The organism is Streptomyces sp. NBC_01429 (genome assembly GCF_036231945.1).
In the GTDB taxonomy this organism is placed as follows: domain Bacteria; phylum Actinomycetota; class Actinomycetes; order Streptomycetales; family Streptomycetaceae; genus Streptomyces.
In genome coordinates, this window is the sequence record NZ_CP109599.1 from 2,014,992 (window position 1) to 2,035,216 (window position 20,225).

A 20,225-nucleotide genomic window follows, 5' to 3' on the forward strand; every position below is an offset into this window, starting at 1 on the left:
GTTCCCGTCTCTAAAGTGCGTCCGGGCCGCGTTCGCCGGTCCGGACCCGGACCGCCGTCTCGACCGGCACGCTCCATACCTTCCCGTCACCGATCTTGCCGGTGCGGGCGGCCTTGACCACCACATCGATGAGCTGTTCGGCGTCGTCGTCCTCGACCAGTACCTCGATACGGATCTTCGGTACGAGGTCGACGGTGTACTCCGCACCCCGGTAGACCTCGGTGTGGCCGCGCTGCCGGCCGTATCCGCTGGCCTCCGTGACCGTGAGCCCCTGGACGCCGAAGGCCTGGAGGGCCTCCTTGATCTCGTCCAGCCGGTGTGGCTTCACGACTGCGGTGATGAGCTTCATGCGTCCACCTTCTTGCTCGTCGCGGCGGCGACGGTCTGGTCCTGGTCCGGGGCGGCGACGCTACTACGGCCGGACGGGGAGCCCCCGACCGCGCTGTAGTCGTACGCCGATTCCGCGTGGTACGCCATGTCGACACCGCTGGTCTCGTCGTCCTCCGAGGCACGGAAGCCGATGGTGGCGTCGACGATCTTGGCGAGGATCCAGGAGACGACGAAGGAGTACGCCATGACGGAGAAGGCTCCGACGGCCTGCTTGCCGAACTGCTCCAGGCCGCCCATGCCGTCCGTGGCCAGCAGGCCCACGAGCAGGGTGCCGATGACACCGCCGACGAGGTGGACGCCGACGACGTCGAGGGAGTCGTCGTAACCGAGCTTGTACTTGAGGCTGACCGCCCAGGAGCAGATCGCGCCGGCGACGACACCGATGAGGATGGCGCCGAACGGGCTGACGTTGGCACCGGAGGGCGTGATCGCGACCAGACCGGCGATGGCGCCGGAGGCGGCGCCCAGCGTGGTGAACGCGCCGTGCCGGATCCGCTCGTAGGCGAGCCAGCCGACCATCGCTGCGGCGGTGGCGATCTGCGTGTTGAAGGCCATCAGCGCGGCGGTGCCGTCGGCGGCCAGCTCCGAGCCGGCGTTGAAGCCGAACCAGCCGAACCACAGGAGGGCCATGCCGAGGACGACGAGCGGCAGGCTGTGCGGCCGCATCGGGTCCTTCTTGAATCCGATGCGCTTGCCGACCACGAGGACCGCGGCGAGGGCGCCGACACCGGCGTTGATGTGGACCGCCGTACCACCGGCGAAGTCGATCACACCGAGGCTGTGCAGCCAGCCGTCGCTGCTCCAGACCCAGTGCGCGACCGGGAAGTAGACCACGGAGACCCAGAGGGTGATGAACAGTGCCCAGGCGCTGAACTTCACGCGGTCCGCGAGCGCGCCGCTCATCAGGGCCGGGGTGAGGATCGCGAACATCATCTGGAAGAGCGCGAAGGCGAAGACCGGGATTCCGGTCTTGCCGTCGGTCAGGAGGTCGACCGAGATGCCCTTGAAGCCGATGTGGTCGAGGTTGCCCAGGAGCCCGCCGCCGATGTCGTCACCGAAGGTCAGTGAGTATCCGTAGAGGACCCACACGACGCTGACGATCGCGAGCGAGATCAGGGACATCATGAGCATGTTGAGGGCACTCTTCACCCGCACCATGCCGCCGTAGAAGAATGCCAGGCCGGGCGTCATCAGCATGACGAGCGCGGCACTGATCAGTACGAATGCGGTATCTGCGCCATTCAAGGCCAGCGTCTCCTCGTGGGTGGGAACGGCCCGTGCGGATGCTCAGGTTCTGGGGCCGACTGTGCTGAGGAGATTGGCGCAGCGCGGTTTCGGCCAGTGCCGCTCGATGTTTCGCGGCAGTGACGAAGGCGTCCCGTGTGTTACGAGCCGATGAACCGCCGGGTCCGGCCCGGTGTCCGCGCATACCATCTGCGTCCATCACCGGAGCATCGAAAACCGGCCGCGGCCGTCACCCTGCTGTCCTGGCGGCGGGGGAGCCGTGTCGGGCTGTACGGGGTGAGAGCCGCGGCCGGGGCCTGGGGCGGGCGCGGGCGGTGCGAGGGGTGGGACGGGGCGCGCCCGGGGGTCAGACGGCCTCCGCGGACTCGGGCAGCCGGGCGGCGATGCGCTCGGTGAGGTCGACGATGTCGCCGACGTGTCCGAAGTCCCTGGCGGCCGTGGAGAGCGTCTTGCGGAGCCGGGTGTTGACGCGCTCGGAGCGCACGCTGGCGGCCACCTCCATGGCCTGTTCCGCAAGGGCCGTGGACTGCTCGGGCTCCCGCTTGATGAGGTGGACGGTGGCCATGCCGATGAGGTTCAGCGCATACGACCGCTGGTGCTCCTCGTCCTTGCCGAACAGCTCGACGGCGCGCCGCATGACCGGCTCCGCGAGGGAGGCGTAGGTGGGGCTGCGGCCCGCGACATAGGCCAGGTCCCGGTAGGAGTGGGCGTTCTCCCCGTTCAGCTCGGCCTCGGAGAAGAAGCGGATCCAGTCGGGCTCGGGCTCGCCGTCCAGACCGACGTCGGAGAAGGTGTCCTCGGCCATCCGGACGGCGCGCTTGGTCTTGCTCGGCTGGCCCAGATTGGCGTACGCCCGCGCCTCCATCGCATACAGCATGGCCTGGGTTCTGGAGGTGGCGCTGTCGCGGCTGCCGTACTGCGCGAGGTGGATCAGCTCCAGCGCGTCGTCGGGCCGGCCCAGGTGGATCATCTGGCGGCTCATGGAGGAGAGGACGTACGAGCCGAGCGGCTTGTCCCCGGCCTCCTTGGCGGCGTGCAGGGCGAGCACGAAGTATTTCTGGGCGTTGGGCTGGAGGCCCACGTCGTAGCTCATCCAGCCCGCCAGCTCGGCGAGTTCCGCCGCGCACCGGAACAGCCGCCGGGAGGTGGCCTCGGGCTGCGGCTCCTGGAGCAGGTCGGTCAGCTCGTGCAGCTGGCCGACGACGGCCTTGCGGCGCAGTCCGCCGCCGCATTTGGCGTCCCACTCGCGGAACATCGCGGTGGTCGACTCCAGCAGGTCGAGTTCGGGTCCGGAGAGCCGGGTGCCGCGCGGCAGGGACGCCGGCCGCGGCTCGCCGCGGGCCGGGTCGCCCGCCGGGGCGGGCACCAGCCAGCGCTGCATGGGCTCCACCAGCGCGGGTCCCGCGGCCAGCGCCAGCGAGCTGCCGAGGAAGCCGCGCCGCGCCAGCATCAGGTCGCTGCGGGAGAACTCGCTGATCAGGGAGACCGTCTGCGGGCCGGACCACGGCAGGTCGACGCCGGAGACCGAGGGCGACTGGTGCGCGGCGCGCAGCCCGAGGTCCTCGACGGCGACGACGGCGCCGAAGCGCTCGGAGAACAGCTCGGAGAGGATGCGCGGGATCGGTTCGCGCGGCTGTTCGCCGTCGAGCCAGCGGCGTACGCGGGAGGTGTCCGTGCTGATGTGGTGCGCGCCCATCTGGCGGGCCCTGCGGTTGACCTGACGTGCCAGCTCGCCCTTGGACCAGCCGCTGCGCAGGAACCACGAGCCGAGTTGCCCATTCGGGCGCTTGCCGGTGTTCGTGCCGTCTGCGCCACTGCCGTCCACTGGAAAGCCCCCATCCACCGAAAACTGTGTAGCCCTGCCGCTGAAGGTGTCACCGCGCGAGGCGGTATCAGAATGCCGCGAGCGACGGCCGTCTGTCCGGAGCTTGTGCCTCTTCGAACAGGAAACCGAGTTGCCTTTGGCATACCCACGAGCGCACCGTCCCCGAAACCCGTGCACCGAAAGTAATCCTACGATCACCCCTTCAGCGAGGGTGGCGGCACAATCGCCACCATTCGCCACCCCTTCGAATGAACTCGCCCCCGACAAGGCGCGATTGACTTGACACACCACGGTCAGGGACGGCGCACAGTGGCATTCCGGGGCGCACGAGTCGCATTACACCCCCCTCAGTGCTTCTTGGCGCCGCCCGGATCACCCCGGTGGCAACGGAGTGTAACGGGCACACTGCGACACGTAACCACCGGCGAGTCCAACCCGTTGGAGGGGGCATGGTCTTCACGATCGGCGGTATCCGGACGATGGGCGGCATCCGCGAGATGCGCTCCGGCTCACGCCGCCGGGGGCGCGCCACGGAGTGCACCGAGGTGGCGGAGTACACCGGCCTCTGGGGCTGGGACGTGGTCCCCGGCGTCCCGGGCGGGGGCGGGAGATGCTCCTGCGGCGATACGGGCTGCGCGGCGCCCGGCGCCCATCCGCTGGGCCCGGACGAGATTCCGGCGGGCTCGACGCTCGGCGAGGTCAGCGAGGCGTGGTCCCGGGTGCCGGGCGCGGCGGTGCTGCTCCCGGTGGGCCGGGGCTTCGACGTCATCGATGTCGCGGAACCGGCGGGCAGCCGGGCGCTGGTCCGGCTGGAGCGGATGGGGCTGCCCGTGGGGCCCGTCCTGGCGACCCCGGCCGGGCGCGCGCACTTCTTCGTCGCGCCGGGCGCGGCGGCCGAACTCCCCGAGCTGCTCTACCGCATGGGCTGGGACGACGCGGACCTCGACCTGCACGCCCTGGGGCCCGGTACGCACGTGGCGGCCCCGCCGTCCCGGGTGGCCGGTCTCGGCCCGGTCCGCTGGCTGCGCCCGCCGTCCCTGGACACGGCGGCCGCCCCGCCCCAGGCCCGGCTGCTGCTCGGCACCCTGGCGTACATCTGCCACCGGTCGGCCACGGGGTAGCGCCGCTCCCCCGGTGCGCGGCGGGGAGACGGGACCGGCCGCGGTCCCGCTCCCGCCCGTGCCGTGCCTCGGTACTTCCGTACCTCAGTCGCCGATCAGCGCGTCCACGAACGCCTCGGGCTCGAAGGGCGCGAGATCGTCCGGCCCCTCCCCCAGGCCCACCAGCTTCACCGGCACGCCCAGCTCCCGCTGGACCGCGATCACGATGCCGCCCTTGGCCGTACCGTCCAGCTTGGTCAGCACGATGCCGGTGATGTCCACGACCTCGGCGAAGACCCGCGCCTGCACGAGCCCGTTCTGCCCGGTGGTGGCGTCCAGGACGAGCAGCACCTCGTCCAGCGGGCCGTGCTTCTCCACGACCCGCTTGACCTTGCCCAGCTCGTCCATCAGCCCGGTCTTGGTGTGCAGCCGGCCCGCCGTGTCGATGAGGACGACGTCCGCGCCCTCCGCAATGCCCTCCTTGACCGCGTCGAAGGCCACCGACGCCGGGTCGCCGGCCTCCGGACCGCGTACGGTACGGGCCCCGACCCGCTCGCCCCAGGTCTGGAGCTGGTCGGCGGCGGCGGCGCGGAAGGTGTCCGCCGCGCCGAGCACGACCGAGCGCCCGTCCGCGACGAGCACCCGCGCCAGCTTGCCGGTGGTCGTGGTCTTGCCGGTGCCGTTGACCCCGACGACCATCACGACGGCCGGGGTGTCCAGTCCGCTCTCGGTCTTCACCACCCGGTCGAACTCCGGGTCGAGCAGCTGGACCAGCTCCTCCCTGAGCAGCGTGCGCAGCTCCTGCGGGGTGCGCGTGCCGAGCACCCGCACCCGCTCGCGCAGCCGCTCCACCAGCTCCTGGGTGGGCGCGACGCCGACGTCGGCGGTCAGCAGGGTCTCCTCGATCTCCTCCCAGGTCTCCTCGTCCAGATACTCACGGGAGAGCAGGGTGAGCAGCCCCTTGCCGAGGGAGTTCTGCGAGCGGGCGAGCCGCGCGCGCAGCCGGACCAGCCGGCCGGCGGACGGCTCGGGGATCTCGAGCGCGGGCGGCGCGGGCGGTTCCTCGACGGTGACCGGCGCTCCGCCGGAGTCCGGGAGGCCGACCTCCTCGATGGTGCGGCGCGGTTCGTCGCGCGGAGTCTCCGCCTCGTCACCGACATGCGGCTCGGCGGGCGGAGCGGTGATGGTCGGCGTGCTCGACGGCTCCGAGGGCGGCAGCTTCTTCTTGCGGCTGCCGACCACGAGCCCGCCGATGGCGCCGATGGCGACCAGGGCGATGACTACAACAAGGATGACGGTTTCCATAACCCACCCAGTATCAGCCACGGCCGCCCCGGGCCCCGGATTCGGCGGATCGAACCGGGATGCGGGTCACGATTTGGACCTTTTGCCCCGTACGTACGATGCTGGTGGTTCTGGGCATCGCCCGGACTCCGCCTCCCCCAGGAGCCCCCACCTCTGTACGGAGCCTCTTCATGCCCCACGCCTCCGCATCCGAAGGCGCGATAGAGACCCGTGGCCTGGAGCCCGTCCCCGACGACGAGCGCACCGGTCACGTCCGTGAACTCTTCCCCACCTGGGTCGCCGCGAACATCAGCGTGCTGCTGCTCACGATGGGCGCCGGTCTGATCGTCTTCAACGGTCTGAACCTCTGGCAGGTGCTGACCGTCGCCCTCGCCGCGCCCGTCGTCTCGTACGGCATCGTGGGGCTGATCTCCGTGGCCGGAAAGCGCGGCGGGGCGCCCGGGATGGCGCTCTCGCGCGCCGTCTTCGGCCAGCGCGGCAACCGCTTCCCCGGGACGCTGATCTGGGTGGCCCGCTGGGGCTGGGAGACGATCAACGCGGTCACCGGTGCCTACGCGATGCTGTCGGTGCTGGACCTGCTCTTCGGGGTGCGCAGCAGCACGCCGCTGATCGTGGTGACGCTGCTGCTCTTCGTGGCGTGCACCTTCCTCGTCTCGGGGCTGGGCATCAACGCGCTGCGGGTGTGCAGCAAGTGGTCGGCGTACCTGTTCGGCGCGTTCAGCGTGCTGGTGCTGATCCATCTCGTCACGCACACCGACTGGGCGGCCGTCTTCGCCCGGCCGGCGGGATCGACCGCCATGATGATCGCCGGTATCGGCACCATCGCGGCGGGCGGGATCAGCTGGGTGCCCTCGGGCCCGGACTTCACCCGCTATCTGCCGCGTACCGCGTCCGGCCGGGCCATGGTCGGCTCGACGATCGGCGGCGCGGGGATCGTGGTGGCGCCGATGGTGCTGATGGGAGCGGTGATGGCGGTCGCCACCCCGGATCTGGCCGCCGCGCAGGACCCGGTGTCCTTCATCGGCAAGCTGCTGCCGACCTGGATCTCGGTGCCGTATCTGCTGATCGCGCTGATCGGCATGGTGCTGATCAATTCGATGTCGATGTACTCGGCGGGCTTCACCGCGCAGACCCTGGGCATCAAGGTGCCCCGCGCGTGGGCCGTGAGTGTCAACGCGGTGATCAGCCTGGTCCTCGGCTTCCTGCTGATGGTGGTGGCCACCAGCTTCATCGGCTCCTTCATCTCGTTCCTGACGCTGCTCGCCGTGGCGTTCTCGGCCTGGATCGGCGTGTTCGGCGTGGACATGCTCCGGCGGCGTACGTACGACGGCACCGCGCTGATGGACACCGGCCGCACCAGCGGCTACTGGTACCGGGGCGGCTTCGCGCCGTCGGCGATGGTGTCCTGGGGTACGGCGCTGGTGGTGGGCCTGCTCTTCACGGAGGTGGAGTGGTTCTCCGGTCCGTTCGCCGGGACGTGGATCGGCCGGAACGGGCTGGGCTGGGCCGTGACCGTGCTGGTCGCGGCGGCGCTGTACGCGGTGCTGCCGCGCGAGCGCGCGAAGGCCCCGGCGCCCGCCGCCGGTCCGGCGGCGGGGGCAGGGGCCGGGGAGGACGCGGAGAGTCTCTCCGTGTGACGGTTCAGCCCATCTCTTCCAGGGTCTTGCCCTTCGTCTCCTTCACGAACAGGAGCACGAAGGGGATGGAGAGCGTGGCGAAGCAGGCGTAGATGACGTACGTCCCCGAGAGGTTCCAGTCGGCCAGGCTCGGGAAGCTCGCGGTGATGGCCCAGTTGGCGATCCACTGCGCCGAGGCAGCGACACCGAGGGCGGCGGCGCGGATCCTGTTGGGGAACATCTCGCCGAGGAAGACCCAGACGATGACACCCCAGGACAGCGCGAAGAACAGCACGAACACATGGGCGGCGACCAGCGCGACGGTGCCCTCGGTGCTGGGCAGCTTGCCGTCGACCAGCTTCGCCGAGAACGCCCACGCCTCGAAGGCGAGCGCGACCGCCATGCCGATGGAACCGGTCAGCGCGAGCGGCTTGCGGCCGACCCGGTCCACCAGGACCATCGCGATCACGGTGCCGATGATGTTCACGATCGAGGTCGTGAACGAGTAGAAGAACGAGCTGGACGGGTCGATGCCGACCGACTGCCAGAGCGTCGCCGAGTAGTAGAACGCGACGTTGATGCCGACGAGCTGCTGGAAGACCGAGAGCCCGATGCCCACCCAGACGATGGGCAGGAAGAGGAAACCGCCGCCGCCCAGCAGGTCCTTGAAGGTCGACTTGTGTTCGCGGTGCATCGCGTGCTGGATCTCGGCGACCCTGGCGTCCAGGTCGACGCCCTTGCTCTCGACCTCGGCGAGGACCTCCTTGGCGCGGTCCACCCGGCCGACCGAGATCAGGAAGCGCGGCGATTCGGGGATCGCGAAGGAGAGCAGACCGTACAGCAGCGCCGGGATCACCATCACACCGAGCATCCACTGCCAGGCTTCGAGACCGAGCAGCTTGCCGCGCTGGTCGCCGTCGGCCAGCTGGAGGATGCCGTAGTTCACCAGCTGGGAGATGGCGATGCCGATGACGATGGCGGCCTGCTGGAAGGAGCCGAGCCGGCCCCGGTAGGCGGCCGGGGAGACCTCGGCGATGTAGGCCGGGCCGATCACCGACGCCATCCCGATCGCGAAGCCGCCGATGACGCGCCAGACCGCGAGGTCGTAGATGTTGAACGGCAGCGCGGAGCCGACCGCGCTGATGGTGAAGAGCACGGCGGAGATCTGCATGCAGCGGATGCGGCCGATCCGGTCGGCGATCCGGCCCGCGGTGGCGGCCCCGATCGCGCAGCCGATCAGGGCGATGGCGATGACCTGGGCGAGAGCGGCCGAGCCGATGTCGTACCGGCTGCGAATGGCTTCGACGGCGCCGTTGATCACCGAACTGTCGTAGCCGAAGAGGAAACCGCCCATCGCGGCGGCGGCCGTGATGAAGATGACATGGCCGAGATGGTCCGGCTGAGCCGCCCGGCCGCCGGGCGGCGGAACCTGCGCTGTGCTGGTCACGTGTTCTCCTGGGGCCGCCCGGCTGCGTTGCCGGGCGTGGGGGGTGAGCCCTTCCAGTGGTACATAACCTGCCGTCAGGCACCACTTGAAGGGAAAAGCAACGCGAACGAGGTTATGCCTTCAATTCATGAAGAGATATTCGGGGGCACCTCGGGCATATTCGCGGCCACAACCCGCACAGAATGTTCAAAGTATGGAGACGTACACGCGTGAAGAGACGAAGGTCAACGCGGTCCCGGCTCACCGGAGTCGCTGGCTGATGACCTTGGACACCCCGTCCCCCTGCATGGAGACCCCGTACAGCGCGTCGGCGACCTCCATGGTCCGCTTCTGATGCGTGATCACGATGAGCTGGGAACTCTCCCGCAGCTCCCGCATGATCCGGATCAGCCGCTGGAGGTTGGTGTCGTCGAGCGCCGCCTCCACCTCGTCCATCACATAGAACGGGCTCGGCCTGGCCTTGAAGATCGACACCAGCAGCGCCACGGCCGTCAGCGACCGTTCGCCGCCGGAGAGCAGCGACAGCCGCTTGACCTTCTTCCCCGGCGGCCTGGCCTCGACGTCCACTCCGGTGGTGAGCATGTTCGCCGGGTCGGTCAGGACCAGCCGGCCCTCGCCGCCCGGGAAGAGCCGGGAGAAGACGCCCTCGAACTCCTCGGCGGTGTCCCGGTACGCCTCGGTGAAGACCTGCTCGATCCGCTCGTCGACGTCCTTGACGACCAGCAGCAGATCGCTCCGGGTCTTCTTCAGGTCGGCCAGCTGCTCGGAGAGGAACCGGTGCCGCTCCTCCAGCGCCGCGAACTCCTCAAGAGCCAGCGGATTCACCTTTCCGAGCTGCTGATACGCCCGTTCGGCCGCCCGCAGCCGCTTCTCCTGCTCGGACCGCACGTACGGCACCGGCCGATGGCGCGGGTGCGCGGGATCGTCGGGCAGCTCCTCGCCCTCGGCGGGCGGTGACGGCGGTACGGGCTGGGCGGGCCCGTACTCGTCGATCAGCCCGGCCGGCTCCACGCCGAGCTCCTCCAGGGCCCTGGCCTCCAACTGCTCGATGCGCAACCGCTTCTCGGCGCCGAGCACCTCGCCCCGGTGGACGGAGTCGGTGAGCCTGTCCAGCTCGCTCTTGAGGGCGCGGCCCCGGTCCCGCTCGGCGGTCAGCTCCTGTTCGCGTACGGCCCTGGCCTCCTCGGCGGCGGCCCGCCCGGTTTCGGCGCGCACGACCGACACCTCGACGTGCGCCAGCAGTTGCCGGGCGCCGGCCGCGACCGCGCCGGCGACCCGGGCCTCGTGGCGCAGCCGCGCCCTGCGGCGCTCCGTGCGGGTCCGCGCCTCGCGCTCGGCGCGGGCGGCCCGGTCGAGTCCGTCGGCGCGGCCCGCGAGCGCCCTCACCCGCTCCTCGTGCGTACGCACCTGGAGACGCGCCTCCATCTCAGTCTGCCGGGCGTTGGCGCCGTCGGCCGCGAGCCGGTCCCGTACGGAGGTGTCGGGCTCGTCCTCTCCCTCCCCGAAGGGGGAGGACTCCTCGGCGTTCAGCAGCCGCTCGGCCAGCTCCTCCGCCTCGGCGGTGGCGCGCTCCAGCGCCTCTTCCGCGCGGGCGACGGCGGCGGCCGTGCGCTCGGCCTCCCCCTCGGCGCCCCTGGCCTGCCCGGCGAGCCGTCCGAGCCGCCCCGACACCTCGGACCTCTCCCGGTCGGCCGCCCGGCGCCATACGTCCAGTTCCTCGACGAGCGCCGCGCACGCGGCCCGCCGCGCGGTGGCGGTGCGCTGTTCCTCGGCCAGTTCCGCGCACCGTACGTCCAGCCGCGCCAGTTCGGCGGCGGCCTCGTCGACGGAGGCCCGCACCTCCAGCAGGCTCGGCGCCCCGGCGGAGCCGCCGTGCGCGAAGTGGGTGCCGAGCACATCGCCCTCGGCGGTCACGGCGGTCAGCCCGGGGTGCGCGGCCAGCAGCTCCTCGGCGTCTTCGAGGGTCGCCACCACCACCGTGTCGCCCACCAGCCGCGCCACGGCCGCCATCAGCTCGGCCGGTCCCCGGACGAGGTCGATGGCGTACGGCGCGGCGACAGCGGTGCGTACGGTGCCGGGCTCGTGCGCCGCGCGCGGTGCGCCGCCCCCACCGCCGGGCCCGCCGCCCTGCGGGGGAACCCCGCCCCGGGCGGGCTCCTCGGTGGCCTGGCCTGGGACGCCCGCCACCGCGTCGGCCGGCGGGCCGCCCAGCAGGAGCGCCGCGCGCCCGGCGTCCTGCCGGCGCAGCAGGCGGATGGCGTCGGCGGCGGCCGAGGGGCCCGCGACGGCGATGGCGTCGGCGGCGGCGCCGAGGGCGGCGGCCACCGGGATCTCGTGGCCGGGGGTGACGGTCAGCAGCTCGGCCGCCGGGCCGAGGAGCCCGGTGAGCCGGTCGCGGGCGTCGAGCAGGGCCCCGGTTCCGTCCTTGCGGCGCAGGCCGAGGGCGAGGGCGTCGTGGCGGGCGGTGAGGGCCGCGCGGGCGCGCTCGGCGGTGGTGGCGGCCTCGCGCGCGGCGCTCAGCGCGCTCTCGGCGTCGGACAGCGCGCGCCGGGCCGTCTCGTACCGCAGCGCCAGCTCCCGGTCCTCGGTGTCCAGCCCGGCCACCTCGGCTTCGAGCTGCTCGTACTCCTCCCGCGACGCGGCCGCGCGCGCGGCCGCGTCGTCGCGCGCGGCGGCGAGGCGGCCGATCTCGGCCCGGGCGGACGCCGCCCGGCCGCGGGCGGCGGTGACCTGGCCGGAGAGCCGGGCGAGCCCTTCGCGGCGGTCGGCGAGGGCGCGGGCGGCGTCCTTCAGCCGGCGTTCCTCGGCGGCGAGTTCCCGCTCCAGCTCGGCGCGGTGCGTGACGGTGTCCTCGCGCGCGTGCTCGGCGGCCTCCAGCGCGGCGGTCAGCTCGGCCTCCTGCTCGCGGATCCGGGCGGCCTCGCGCTCCAGATCCTCGGGGTCGCGGCCGCGGGGCTCCTCCGGGGGCGCGGCGGTGGCGCTGGTGACCCGCGCGTCGGCGAGCGAGATCGTGCCGCGTACCCGTTCGGCCAGCTGGGACAGCTCGTACCAGGTCTGCTGGGCGCGCTGGAGCCGCGGCGCGAGCCGCCGTACCTCGTCCTCCAGCTCCGCCTCCCGGACGAGCGCGGCCTTCAGCCTGGTCTCCGCGTCCTCCTTGCGGCGCTTGAGTTCCGCCTCGTCGGCGATCTCCGTACGCAGAGCATCACGCAGGGTCACCAGATCGTCGGCGAGCAGCCGCAGGCGCGCGTCGCGCAGATCGGCCTGGATGACTGCGGCCCGCCGGGCGACCGCGGCCTGCCTTCCGAGCGGTTTGAGCTGCCGCCGCAGTTCGTCGGTCAGATCCTGGACGCGGGCGAGATTCGCCTTCATCGCCTCCAGTTTCCGCAGCGCCTTCTCTTTTCGCTTGCGGTGCTTGAGTACCCCCGCGGCCTCTTCGATGAAGGCGCGGCGGCCCATGGGATCGGCGTGCAGTACGGAGTCGAGCTGCCCCTGCCCGACGATCACATGCATCTCGCGTCCGATGCCGGAGTCGGAGAGCAGTTCCTGGATATCGAGCAGTCGGCAGGTATCGCCATTGAGCTGGTATTCGCTGCCGCCGTTGCGGAACATGATCCGCGTAATGGTGACCTCGGCATAGTCGATGGGCAGCGCACCGTCGGAGTTGTCGATGGTGAGCGAGACCTCGGCGCGGCCGAGTGGCGGCCTTCCGGTGGTACCGGCGAAGATCACGTCTTCCATTTTTCCGCCGCGCAGGGACTTCGCGCCCTGTTCTCCCATGACCCAGGAGAGCGCGTCCACGACATTCGACTTGCCGGACCCGTTCGGGCCCACGACGCAGGTGATACCAGGCTCGAAGCGCAGCGTCGTGGCGGAGGCGAAGGATTTGAACCCGCGCAGGGTCATGGCCTTGAGGTGCACGCCGCCGGACTCTACCCGGCGCGGATCGCCCTTTGGCGGTTTCACCGGCGAACGCGCGGGGCACATCAGTCGTTAAGAAAGAGCCCGCAACGCCAACCACGCTTCGTGGAACGGAAGATGGAAAGAAAGAAGGGACGCCGAAGCGTCCCTTGCATATCTTGCGGAGTGTCTCTCACCTGACCCCGGCGGGGGCTGTCGTCAGGTGAGCGCGGGCTCCGCCTGGGGTACGTCAATGTCGATGCCGTCGAGCAGCGACTCTCCGGGGTGCTGTGCGACAGCAGCATTCAGCACGTCGTTCTCGGACTGGATCCGTACAAGTTCGGATTCGAGGTCCTGGACGCGCTGCTGAAGCCGTCGCATCTCGGCGAGGAGTCGCGGGTCGGAGCCGCCGACATAACCGAGAAGCGCCTTTGCCATGATGAATGGTCCTCCACACTGAGTGACCGACCGAATGCGGTGTGGGTCGTGAGGGAAATTGCACCCGCGGTGCCTGGCAGTGCTTGTTCTTCACTGCGGTTCCTACTGCCAAACAGCTGAGGTGCGCGGGGATTCCAGAGTCTCACCAAAAAGTTTGACGGTCAACACGATCACAGCCCGTACCCATGGGCGGCCGGGGGCTCGGGGCCGCTTCTGGCGCGGCGCCGGCTCTCTCGCGGGGCCCTGGGGCGTGGAGATCGTCGTATCCCGCGAAGCCTGGCACGACCGGCCGTTCCTGGCAACCACCAGGTCATCGCTGACCTGCGTATATGCCAAGGGCATTCCGGGGCCTCCGGAGGCCGGTCGCGCGGTGGACGGATCAGCGGATGGCGAAGCTCTCGTAGCCGCCGCGCGGGGTGTCCCAGATCTCAGTGACTCCCGTTACCCGCCCGGGTGTGTCGGCGGACATCAGCCACTCCAGCAGGCGGTGGCAATTCTCACGTGGCCCCTCGGCGACGACCTGAACCCTGCCGTCGTCCAGATTGAGGGCGAATCCGGTGAGCCCTCCGATCTCCAGAGCGTTGGCCCTGGTGAACCAGCGGAAGCCGACTCCTTGTACTCGACCGCGCACCCAGGCGGTGAGACGTACCTCTTCATTCATGCCCGCAAGCTAACCCGGCCATTTGCCCGCTGGGCCCGGCGCCCCCACGTGCCATGCCGTACAGTCCCCTCGCAATGAGCCTCACTCGTACGGGTGAGTCACGTTGTCGTCGAGAGCATGAGGAAGGCACAGCGGATGGGACGCCATCGACGGAACGACGCGCCCGGCGCGCCCGTCGTCTCCCCCGACGCCCGCGCGTTGGGCTCGCACGGAGACGACGCCGCGGCGGCCGGCCACGGCACGGGTGGCGCCGCGCGCCGCAAGGGGCGGGTGGCCAGGCCGGTCAGGACCGGGCTGCTGGGTGCCTCGGCGGCCATGGCGGTGGGAGCGGTGGCGGTCGCCTCCGGCCTGCTGCCCGGCGGCGGTCAGTTCACGGTCAACGGCGGCGGCGCCACGGGCGAGCAGATCCGCAGCGACATCGCGCCCGAGCTCGAGCAGCAGGGCGGTGCCTCCGAGGAGCCCACCCGCGACGCGTCGGTCTCCCCGAGCCGGGGCGCCGAGCGGACGAAGGCGCCCGCGAAGTCGGCCTCGCCCTCGGCCAAGCCCAGCGCCACCCCTTCGAAGGAATCCAAGGCCGCCGCCGCGCCGCCGAAGCCGACGGTGACCGAGACCCCCTCGGGCCCGGGATCCGGTGCGTCCTCCGGCTCGGGTACGGACTCGGGACCGGCCTCGGGTACGGCGCCAGCGACCGAGAACGCCACCGAGGACCGCGCCGTCGTCGCGCCCGACTCCGCCACCGCCGCCGCCGTCCTCTCCCTGGTCAACAAGGAGCGGGCCAAGGTGGGATGCGCGGCGGTGCGCGCCGACGCGAGCCTGGACGCGCTGGCGCAGGCGTTCAGCGACGACATGGCGGCGCGCGGCTTCTTCGACCACACCGACCCGGACGGCAGGACGCCCTGGGACCGGGCCGACAAGGCGGGCGTCAAGAACCTCGGCGGCGAGAACATAGCCAGGGGGCAGGCCACCGCCCAGGCGGTGATGGAGTCCTGGATGAACAGCGACGGCCATCGCGCGAACATACTGAACTGCGACTACACGCGCCTCGGCGTCGGGGTGCACACCGGCTCGGGCGGTCCGTGGTGGACCCAGGACTTCGGCTTCTGACCCGCGCACCGCGCCCCGCGGCCCGTACCCGGCGCTGGATCACTTACTACGAGAAAGCGCCACCTATGGGGTGGCGCTTTTCGATTGTAAGGTGACCGATATGGACGGTCATCCCGCCGACTGCGGCCTCTCCGCCTTCGACGTCTTCGCCCGGGGGTGTCCCTCGCGCCCCACGCTGGAGCATGTGACGGGCCGCTGGGGCTCCCTCACGCTCGGCGCCCTGTCCTGCGGCCGGCTGCGCTTCAACGAGCTGCGCCGCCGGGTGGACGGGGTGAGCGAGAAGATGCTCTCCCAGACCCTGCACGCGCTGGAACGGGACGGGCTCGTCCACCGCGAGGCACAGCCGGTCAACCCGCCGCGCGTGGACTACGAGCTGACCCCGCTGGGCCGGGACGTGGCCGGTCGGCTGCTGGACCTGATCGCGCTGGTCGAAGGGCGGATGCCCGAGGTGCTCTCGGCCCAGGAGCGCTACGACGCGGCGCGCGGCGCCACCGCCCCGTAGCGCGGACCGGGCGCCTACGCGGTGGCGCGCGGCGCGGGCTGGCAGCGCGGGCAGAAGTAGCTGGACCGGTTCATCCACGGCCGCCGCCGCATCGGGGTCCCGCAGCGGCGGCAGGGCTCGTCCTCCCGCCCGTACGCGTCCAGCGACCGGTCGAAGTACCCGGACTGGCCGTTCACATTGACGTACAGGCTGTCGAAGCTGGTGCCACCGGCGTCGAGGGCCGCGTTCATCACGTCCCGGACATGCCCCAGCAGCTCCGCCGCGCGCGGCCGGGTGAGGGTCGCGGTGGGGCGTTCGTAGTGGAGCCTGGCGCGCCAGAGCGCCTCGTCCGCGTAGATATTGCCCACACCGCTGATCAGCGACTGGTCGAGCAGCGCGCGCTTGATGGTCGTACGGCGCAGCCGCAGCGCGGCGAAGAACGCGGCGTCGTCGAACTCCGGGTCCAGCGGGTCGCGGGCGATGTGCGCGATGACGTCCGGCACCCCGTCGGGGGTGTTGTCGTGGACCGAGAGCCCGCCGAAGGTGCGCTGGTCGACGAAGCGCAGTTCGGTGGCGAGGTCGTCGGCGAAGCGGATCCGGATCCGCAGATGCTTCTCGTCGGGCGCGGACCGGGGCTGGACGAGCAGCTGACCGCTCATCCCCAGGTGGCCGAGGACCGAGGCGTCCGTGTCCGTGAGCGGCAGCCACAGATACTTGCCGCGCCGGCGGGCCGCGCCGATGGTGTGCCCCTTCAGCCGGGCCGCGAAGTCCTCGCCCCCGGCCAGGTGGCGCCGTACCGCGCGCGGGTGCAGTACTTCGGTCGCGGCGACGGTACGGCCGGCGACCCAGCGTTCGAGTCCACGCCGGACGACTTCGACCTCGGGCAGCTCGGGCACGGCGACTGGCTCCTCATCGGGGGGGTACGGGAACGGGAGACGCCCCTCGCGCCGGAAGCGACGCGAGGGGCGTATCAGGAAGAAGAGCACGAAGGCTCAGGCGTCGGCCTGATCCACCGGGGTCCGGTCCGCGGGACCGGAGTCCGGCGGAGCCTGCTCGGCGGGAACCGAAGAGGTGTCGGCGTCCGCTTCGGTACCGGCCTTCGCTTCGGCCGCGGACCCGCCCGCGGCCTTCCGCTCGTCCGCGGCGGTCCGGATGGCCCGCCAGGCGGACTCCGCCGCCTGCTGCTCCGCTTCCTTCTTGCTGCGGCCGGTGCCGGTGCCGTACGAGACACCACCGACGCGGGCGGCAGCGGTGAAGGTCTTCTCGTGGTCGGGTCCCGTCTCCGTGACGAGATACTCGGGCACGCCGAGACTCTCCGCCGCGGTGAGTTCCTGGAGACTGGTCTTCCAGTCCAGGCCCGCCCCGAGATTCGAGGACCTGTCGATCAGCGGGTCGAAGAGCCGGTGTACCAGCTCGGACGCCGCGTCGAGGCCCTGGTCCAGATAGACGGCGCCGATCACCGCTTCAAGGGTGTCGGCGAGGATGGACGCCTTGTCCCGGCCGCCCGTGCCCTCTTCGCCCCGGCCGAGCCGGATGAAGGAGCCGAGTTCGAGGCCGCGGCCCACTTCCGCCAGCGCACGTGAATTGACCACCGCGGCCCGCAATTTGGCCAGCTGGCCTTCAGGCAGATCGGGGTGGATCCGGTACAGCGTGTCCGTGACCACCAGGCCGAGCACCGAATCCCCGAGGAATTCGAGCCGCTCGTTGGTGGGCAGACCGCCGTTCTCGTACGCGAACGAGCGATGGGTCAGCGCACGTACCAGAAGGGCGGTCTCGAGCTGATACCCGAGCCGCCCTTCCAGAAGCGTGTGGGACGAGGCTGTGCTGACATTGTCTGTCTGCTTCTTGGCATGGGACAGTTCAGACATTGAGCCTCTCACCAGCCGCTCAGACCTCGAGGACCTGGCGCTTGTTATAGGTGCCGCAGCTCGGGCACGCGATGTGCTGGAGCTTCGGCTCCTGGCAACGCTCACACGAAACCAGGTTGGGGACCGCAGCCTTCCACTGCGACCGGCGGTGGCGCGTGTTGCTGCGCGACATCTTCCGCTTCGGAACAGCCACGGCTACTTCTCCTGCTTCTCGTCGACGCCCGCTTCGGCGCCGCCCATGTTGTCCTTCTCGCCGTCCTTGACGGTCTCGGCGAGTCCCTGCAGTGCCGCCCAACGGATGTCGACGGCGTCATGGTGGTGGTCCGGGTTCTCGTCCAGCCTGATCCCACATGTGGAACACAGACCGGCGCAGGTCTCCCGGCACACCGGCTGCATCGGCAGTGCGAGCACCACCGCGTCACGCAGCACGGGTTCGAGGTCGAACAGGCCGTCCTCGATGTAGAGCCTGTCCTCGTTCTCCTCCTCGGCGTCGTCGGCCGGCTCCGCGCGGACGCGGCCCCGGCTGTCGGACTCGTGGTACGAGAACATCTCCTGGAAGTCCGCCGCCACTTCTTGGCTGAGCGGCTCCAGACACCTTACGCACTCCCCCTCGGCCGTCGCATCGGCGGTGCCCGTGACGAGCACCCCCTCCATGACGGATTCGAGGCGGAGGTTCAGCTCCACGGGCGCGCCCTCGGGAGCGCCGATCACCCCCGCGATACCGAAGTCCTTGGGGGCGGGCACCGAGCGGGTCACTTTCCTGAGCGCACCAGGACGCCGCCCCAGCTCGTGCGTGTCGAACACGAGGGGGTTGAGGTGGTCGAGGCGCGCGTTCAGGGCTTGTTCCCGCTTTCGGATCGTGAGGGGGGCCGCCACCGTCGCGAGAGCGAAGCGGGCAGCCTGAGCCGCGGATATGCACACGGCCGAAGGACCAGGGTACTGGACCGGCCGCCATAGACCCAATCCAGGTCCGGTCCAGGTCCGCTCCAGCGGGGGGCCGGGCCCGCGGACCCGCGCCCCGGAGCCTCAGAGACCTTGTTCGTACCGGCGCAGCTGGTCGATGTCGATCATGCTGGTGTCGAAGAGGCTGGTCTCGTCCAGCGCGCTCTGCTGGTCGGCGCCCTGGGACGGACCCGAGTGCGGCGCGGGGGGCAGGGCCGGGGGCAGCGCGGGCATCGGGGGCTGCGCCTGGGCGCCGGGCTGCTGCTGCCAGCCGTAGTTCGGGTCGTAGCCCTGGTTCTGCGCCGGGATCTGCCCGTACTCCTGCTGCTGGTACGCGTAGGGGTCCTGCTGCTGGTAGCCGTACGCGTCCTGCTGCTGATACCCGGGGTATCCGCCGGCGTCGGCGGCTGCCGCGTACGCGGGGTCCTGGTAGCCGGGCTCCGCCGGGGCGTAGGCGGGGTCCTGGTAGCCGGTGCCCGGCTGCGCGTAGCCGGGGTCGGCGTACGGCTGCTGGAGGGGCGCCGGGGGCTCCTCGGCCGGAGCCGGCGTGCGCGCCGGCGCGCGGAGGGACTCCCGGGGGGTCCCGGCGAGGTCGGCGAGGTAGTCGGCGTCGCTGGTGCGCCCCTGCGGGCCCGCGGCGTCCTGGGCGGCCATGTGCGCGCCGAGTTCGTCCGAGTCCGTCCGGCCGTGCAGCTTCTGCCGGCCTCGGCCGACGGCTTCGAGCGTCTTGGAGAGGACGGCCTCGAAGGCGCCGATCTTGGCGTCCACGTACTCGTCGGCCCGCCGGATCAGGGTCTCGGGGTCGGCGCTGTACTCGGGGGCGTCGTCGTCCTCGCCGTATCCGGCCGCGCCGCCCGGGGAGCGGCCGAGCAGCTTGTCCCGGCCCCGGTCGACGGAGCCGATGGTCTTGGTGAGGACGACCTCGAAGTTGGCGAGCTTGGAGTCGACGTAGTCGTCGGCCTCGGCGCGGATCTCCTCGGCGTCCCTTCGGGCGTCGGCGAGGATGCGGTCGGCCTCCTCCTGGGACTGGCGGGCGACGGCGGTGTCGGAGATCAGGGTGGAGCGCTGGGCGTGCGCGCTCTCGATGATCCGGTCGGCCTCCTGGCGGGCCTGCTCGGCCAGCTGTTCCTGGCCGCCGAGCAGCTCCTGGGCCTGGGCGAGCGACCCGGGGAGCGCCTCCCGCACCTCTTCGAGCAGCGCGAGCAGCTCGGCGCGGTTCACCACGCAGGACGCCGACATGGGCATGGAACGGGCGCTGCCGACCGTGTCGACGATCTCGTCGAGCTTCTTCTGCACGTCCACCGGGTGCTCGCCACTCTCTACAGCTGGTATGGAGACGGACGCACCGACTGTACGGCCAGTTCGCGCCCCGCCGACACCTGGTGACGGCCCGTCGGACACGTCAGTGTCTGCCGAGCCGCTCTATGACGGCCGCGTGGACCGCCGGAGGCAGCAGATGGGAGACGTCGCCGCCCCAGGTGGCGACTTCCTTGACCAGTGAGGAGGACAGGAAGCTGTATGTGGGGTTGGTGGGCACGAACAGCGTCTCGACGCCCGAGAGCCCGTTGTTCATCTGGGCCATCTGGAGTTCGTAGTCGAAGTCGCTGACGGCGCGCAGGCCCTTGACGATGGCCGGGATGTCGCGCTGCTTGCAGAAGTCGACGAGCAGACCGTGGAAGGACTCGACCTCGACATTGCCGAACTCGGCCGTCACTTCGCGGATCAGCTCGATCCGCTCCTCGATGGAGAACAGTCCCTTCTTGGACTGGTTGATCATCACCGCCACGTGTACGACGTCGTACAGCTTGGAGGCGCGGGCGATGATGTCGAGATGTCCATTGGTGATGGGGTCGAAGGACCCCGGACAGACGGCGCGGCGCAACTGAATTCCCTCGCTCTCCGGTCC

18 protein-coding genes are annotated in these 20,225 nt (G+C 70.9%); 4 read left to right on the forward strand and 14 right to left on the reverse strand.

Features of this window, described 5'->3' with window-relative positions; all coding sequences use genetic code 11:
• Positions 1-10 precede the first annotated feature (10 nt).
• From OG627_RS08250 to nsdA, 3 genes are all read right to left on the reverse strand, one after another.
• Complete coding sequence (locus tag OG627_RS08250; RefSeq protein WP_101390346.1) at positions 11-349, reverse strand: P-II family nitrogen regulator; 339 nt, start codon at positions 347-349, stop codon at positions 11-13.
• The gene (locus OG627_RS08255) at positions 346-1,635 is read right to left on the reverse strand and encodes an ammonium transporter (protein WP_329062944.1); all 1,290 of its coding nucleotides are present in this window, start codon (positions 1,633-1,635) and stop codon (positions 346-348) included. The genes OG627_RS08250 and OG627_RS08255 overlap by 4 nt, the downstream gene beginning before the upstream one ends.
• 346 nt (positions 1,636-1,981) lie before the next feature.
• Positions 1,982-3,460 (reverse strand): transcriptional repressor NsdA, encoded by a 1,479-nt coding sequence (gene nsdA / locus OG627_RS08260; protein ID WP_329062946.1) that lies wholly within the window; start codon positions 3,458-3,460, stop codon positions 1,982-1,984.
• 449 nt (positions 3,461-3,909) lie between these two features.
• Here nsdA and OG627_RS08265 point away from each other — a divergent pair, with 449 nt between their 5' ends.
• Positions 3,910-4,581, forward strand: a complete 672-nt coding sequence (locus OG627_RS08265; protein WP_329062948.1) for a bifunctional DNA primase/polymerase — start codon at positions 3,910-3,912, stop codon at positions 4,579-4,581.
• A gap of 84 nt (positions 4,582-4,665) precedes the next feature.
• On the opposite strand, the gene ftsY is transcribed toward OG627_RS08265, so the two are convergent.
• Positions 4,666-5,865 (reverse strand): signal recognition particle-docking protein FtsY, encoded by a 1,200-nt coding sequence (ftsY, locus tag OG627_RS08270; RefSeq protein WP_329062950.1) that lies wholly within the window; start codon positions 5,863-5,865, stop codon positions 4,666-4,668.
• Between the two features lie 170 nt (positions 5,866-6,035).
• Here ftsY and OG627_RS08275 point away from each other — a divergent pair, with 170 nt between their 5' ends.
• Positions 6,036-7,502: a purine-cytosine permease family protein gene (locus tag OG627_RS08275; protein ID WP_329062952.1), complete on the forward strand. Its 1,467-nt coding sequence runs from the start codon at positions 6,036-6,038 to the stop codon at positions 7,500-7,502.
• A gap of 4 nt (positions 7,503-7,506) precedes the next feature.
• On the opposite strand, the gene OG627_RS08280 is transcribed toward OG627_RS08275, so the two are convergent.
• From OG627_RS08280 to OG627_RS08295, 4 genes are all read right to left on the reverse strand, one after another.
• A complete protein-coding gene (locus OG627_RS08280; protein ID WP_329062954.1) occupies positions 7,507-8,928 on the reverse strand; it encodes a sugar porter family MFS transporter in 1,422 nt (473 codons plus the stop codon).
• Between the two features lie 240 nt (positions 8,929-9,168).
• Positions 9,169-12,846, reverse strand: coding sequence for an AAA family ATPase (locus OG627_RS08285; RefSeq protein WP_329062956.1), 3,678 nt, complete (start codon positions 12,844-12,846; stop codon positions 9,169-9,171).
• Positions 12,847-13,044: 198 nt separating this feature from the next.
• Positions 13,045-13,263, reverse strand: a complete 219-nt coding sequence (locus tag OG627_RS08290; RefSeq protein ID WP_114621816.1) for a hypothetical protein — start codon at positions 13,261-13,263, stop codon at positions 13,045-13,047.
• A 379-nt stretch (positions 13,264-13,642) separates the two neighbouring features.
• Complete coding sequence (locus tag OG627_RS08295; RefSeq protein WP_329062960.1) at positions 13,643-13,924, reverse strand: acylphosphatase; 282 nt, start codon at positions 13,922-13,924, stop codon at positions 13,643-13,645.
• Positions 13,925-14,059: 135 nt separating this feature from the next.
• Between OG627_RS08295 and OG627_RS08300 the strand changes: the two genes are divergently transcribed.
• Both OG627_RS08300 and OG627_RS08305 read left to right on the forward strand, forming a co-directional pair.
• Complete coding sequence (locus OG627_RS08300) at positions 14,060-15,028, forward strand: CAP domain-containing protein (RefSeq protein ID WP_329062963.1); 969 nt, start codon at positions 14,060-14,062, stop codon at positions 15,026-15,028.
• Between the two features lie 100 nt (positions 15,029-15,128).
• A complete protein-coding gene (locus OG627_RS08305) occupies positions 15,129-15,530 on the forward strand; it encodes a winged helix-turn-helix transcriptional regulator (RefSeq protein WP_329062965.1) in 402 nt (133 codons plus the stop codon).
• A 14-nt stretch (positions 15,531-15,544) separates the two neighbouring features.
• On the opposite strand, the gene mutM is transcribed toward OG627_RS08305, so the two are convergent.
• The 6 genes from mutM to coaD all read right to left on the reverse strand — a co-directional run bounded on the left by mutM (position 15,545) and on the right by coaD (position 20,201).
• Positions 15,545-16,405 (reverse strand): bifunctional DNA-formamidopyrimidine glycosylase/DNA-(apurinic or apyrimidinic site) lyase, encoded by an 861-nt coding sequence (mutM, locus tag OG627_RS08310; RefSeq protein WP_329062967.1) that lies wholly within the window; start codon positions 16,403-16,405, stop codon positions 15,545-15,547.
• A 96-nt stretch (positions 16,406-16,501) separates the two neighbouring features.
• On the reverse strand, positions 16,502-17,377 hold the full coding sequence (gene rnc, locus OG627_RS08315; RefSeq protein WP_329062969.1) for a ribonuclease III: 876 nt from the start codon (positions 17,375-17,377) through the stop codon (positions 16,502-16,504).
• A gap of 19 nt (positions 17,378-17,396) precedes the next feature.
• Entirely contained in the window at positions 17,397-17,570 is a 174-nt protein-coding gene (gene rpmF / locus OG627_RS08320; RefSeq protein WP_053675094.1) for a 50S ribosomal protein L32, read from the reverse strand.
• A gap of 2 nt (positions 17,571-17,572) precedes the next feature.
• Positions 17,573-18,214, reverse strand: a complete 642-nt coding sequence (locus OG627_RS08325; RefSeq protein ID WP_329072482.1) for a YceD family protein — start codon at positions 18,212-18,214, stop codon at positions 17,573-17,575.
• A gap of 189 nt (positions 18,215-18,403) precedes the next feature.
• Positions 18,404-19,621 carry an ATP synthase F0 subunit B gene (locus OG627_RS08330; protein WP_329062971.1) on the reverse strand — a complete coding sequence of 406 codons (1,218 nt, stop codon included), beginning with the start codon at positions 19,619-19,621 and terminating at the stop codon, positions 18,404-18,406.
• 100 nt (positions 19,622-19,721) lie between these two features.
• Positions 19,722-20,201: a pantetheine-phosphate adenylyltransferase gene (gene coaD / locus OG627_RS08335; protein WP_329072484.1), complete on the reverse strand. Its 480-nt coding sequence runs from the start codon at positions 20,199-20,201 to the stop codon at positions 19,722-19,724.
• Positions 20,202-20,225 lie beyond the last annotated feature (24 nt).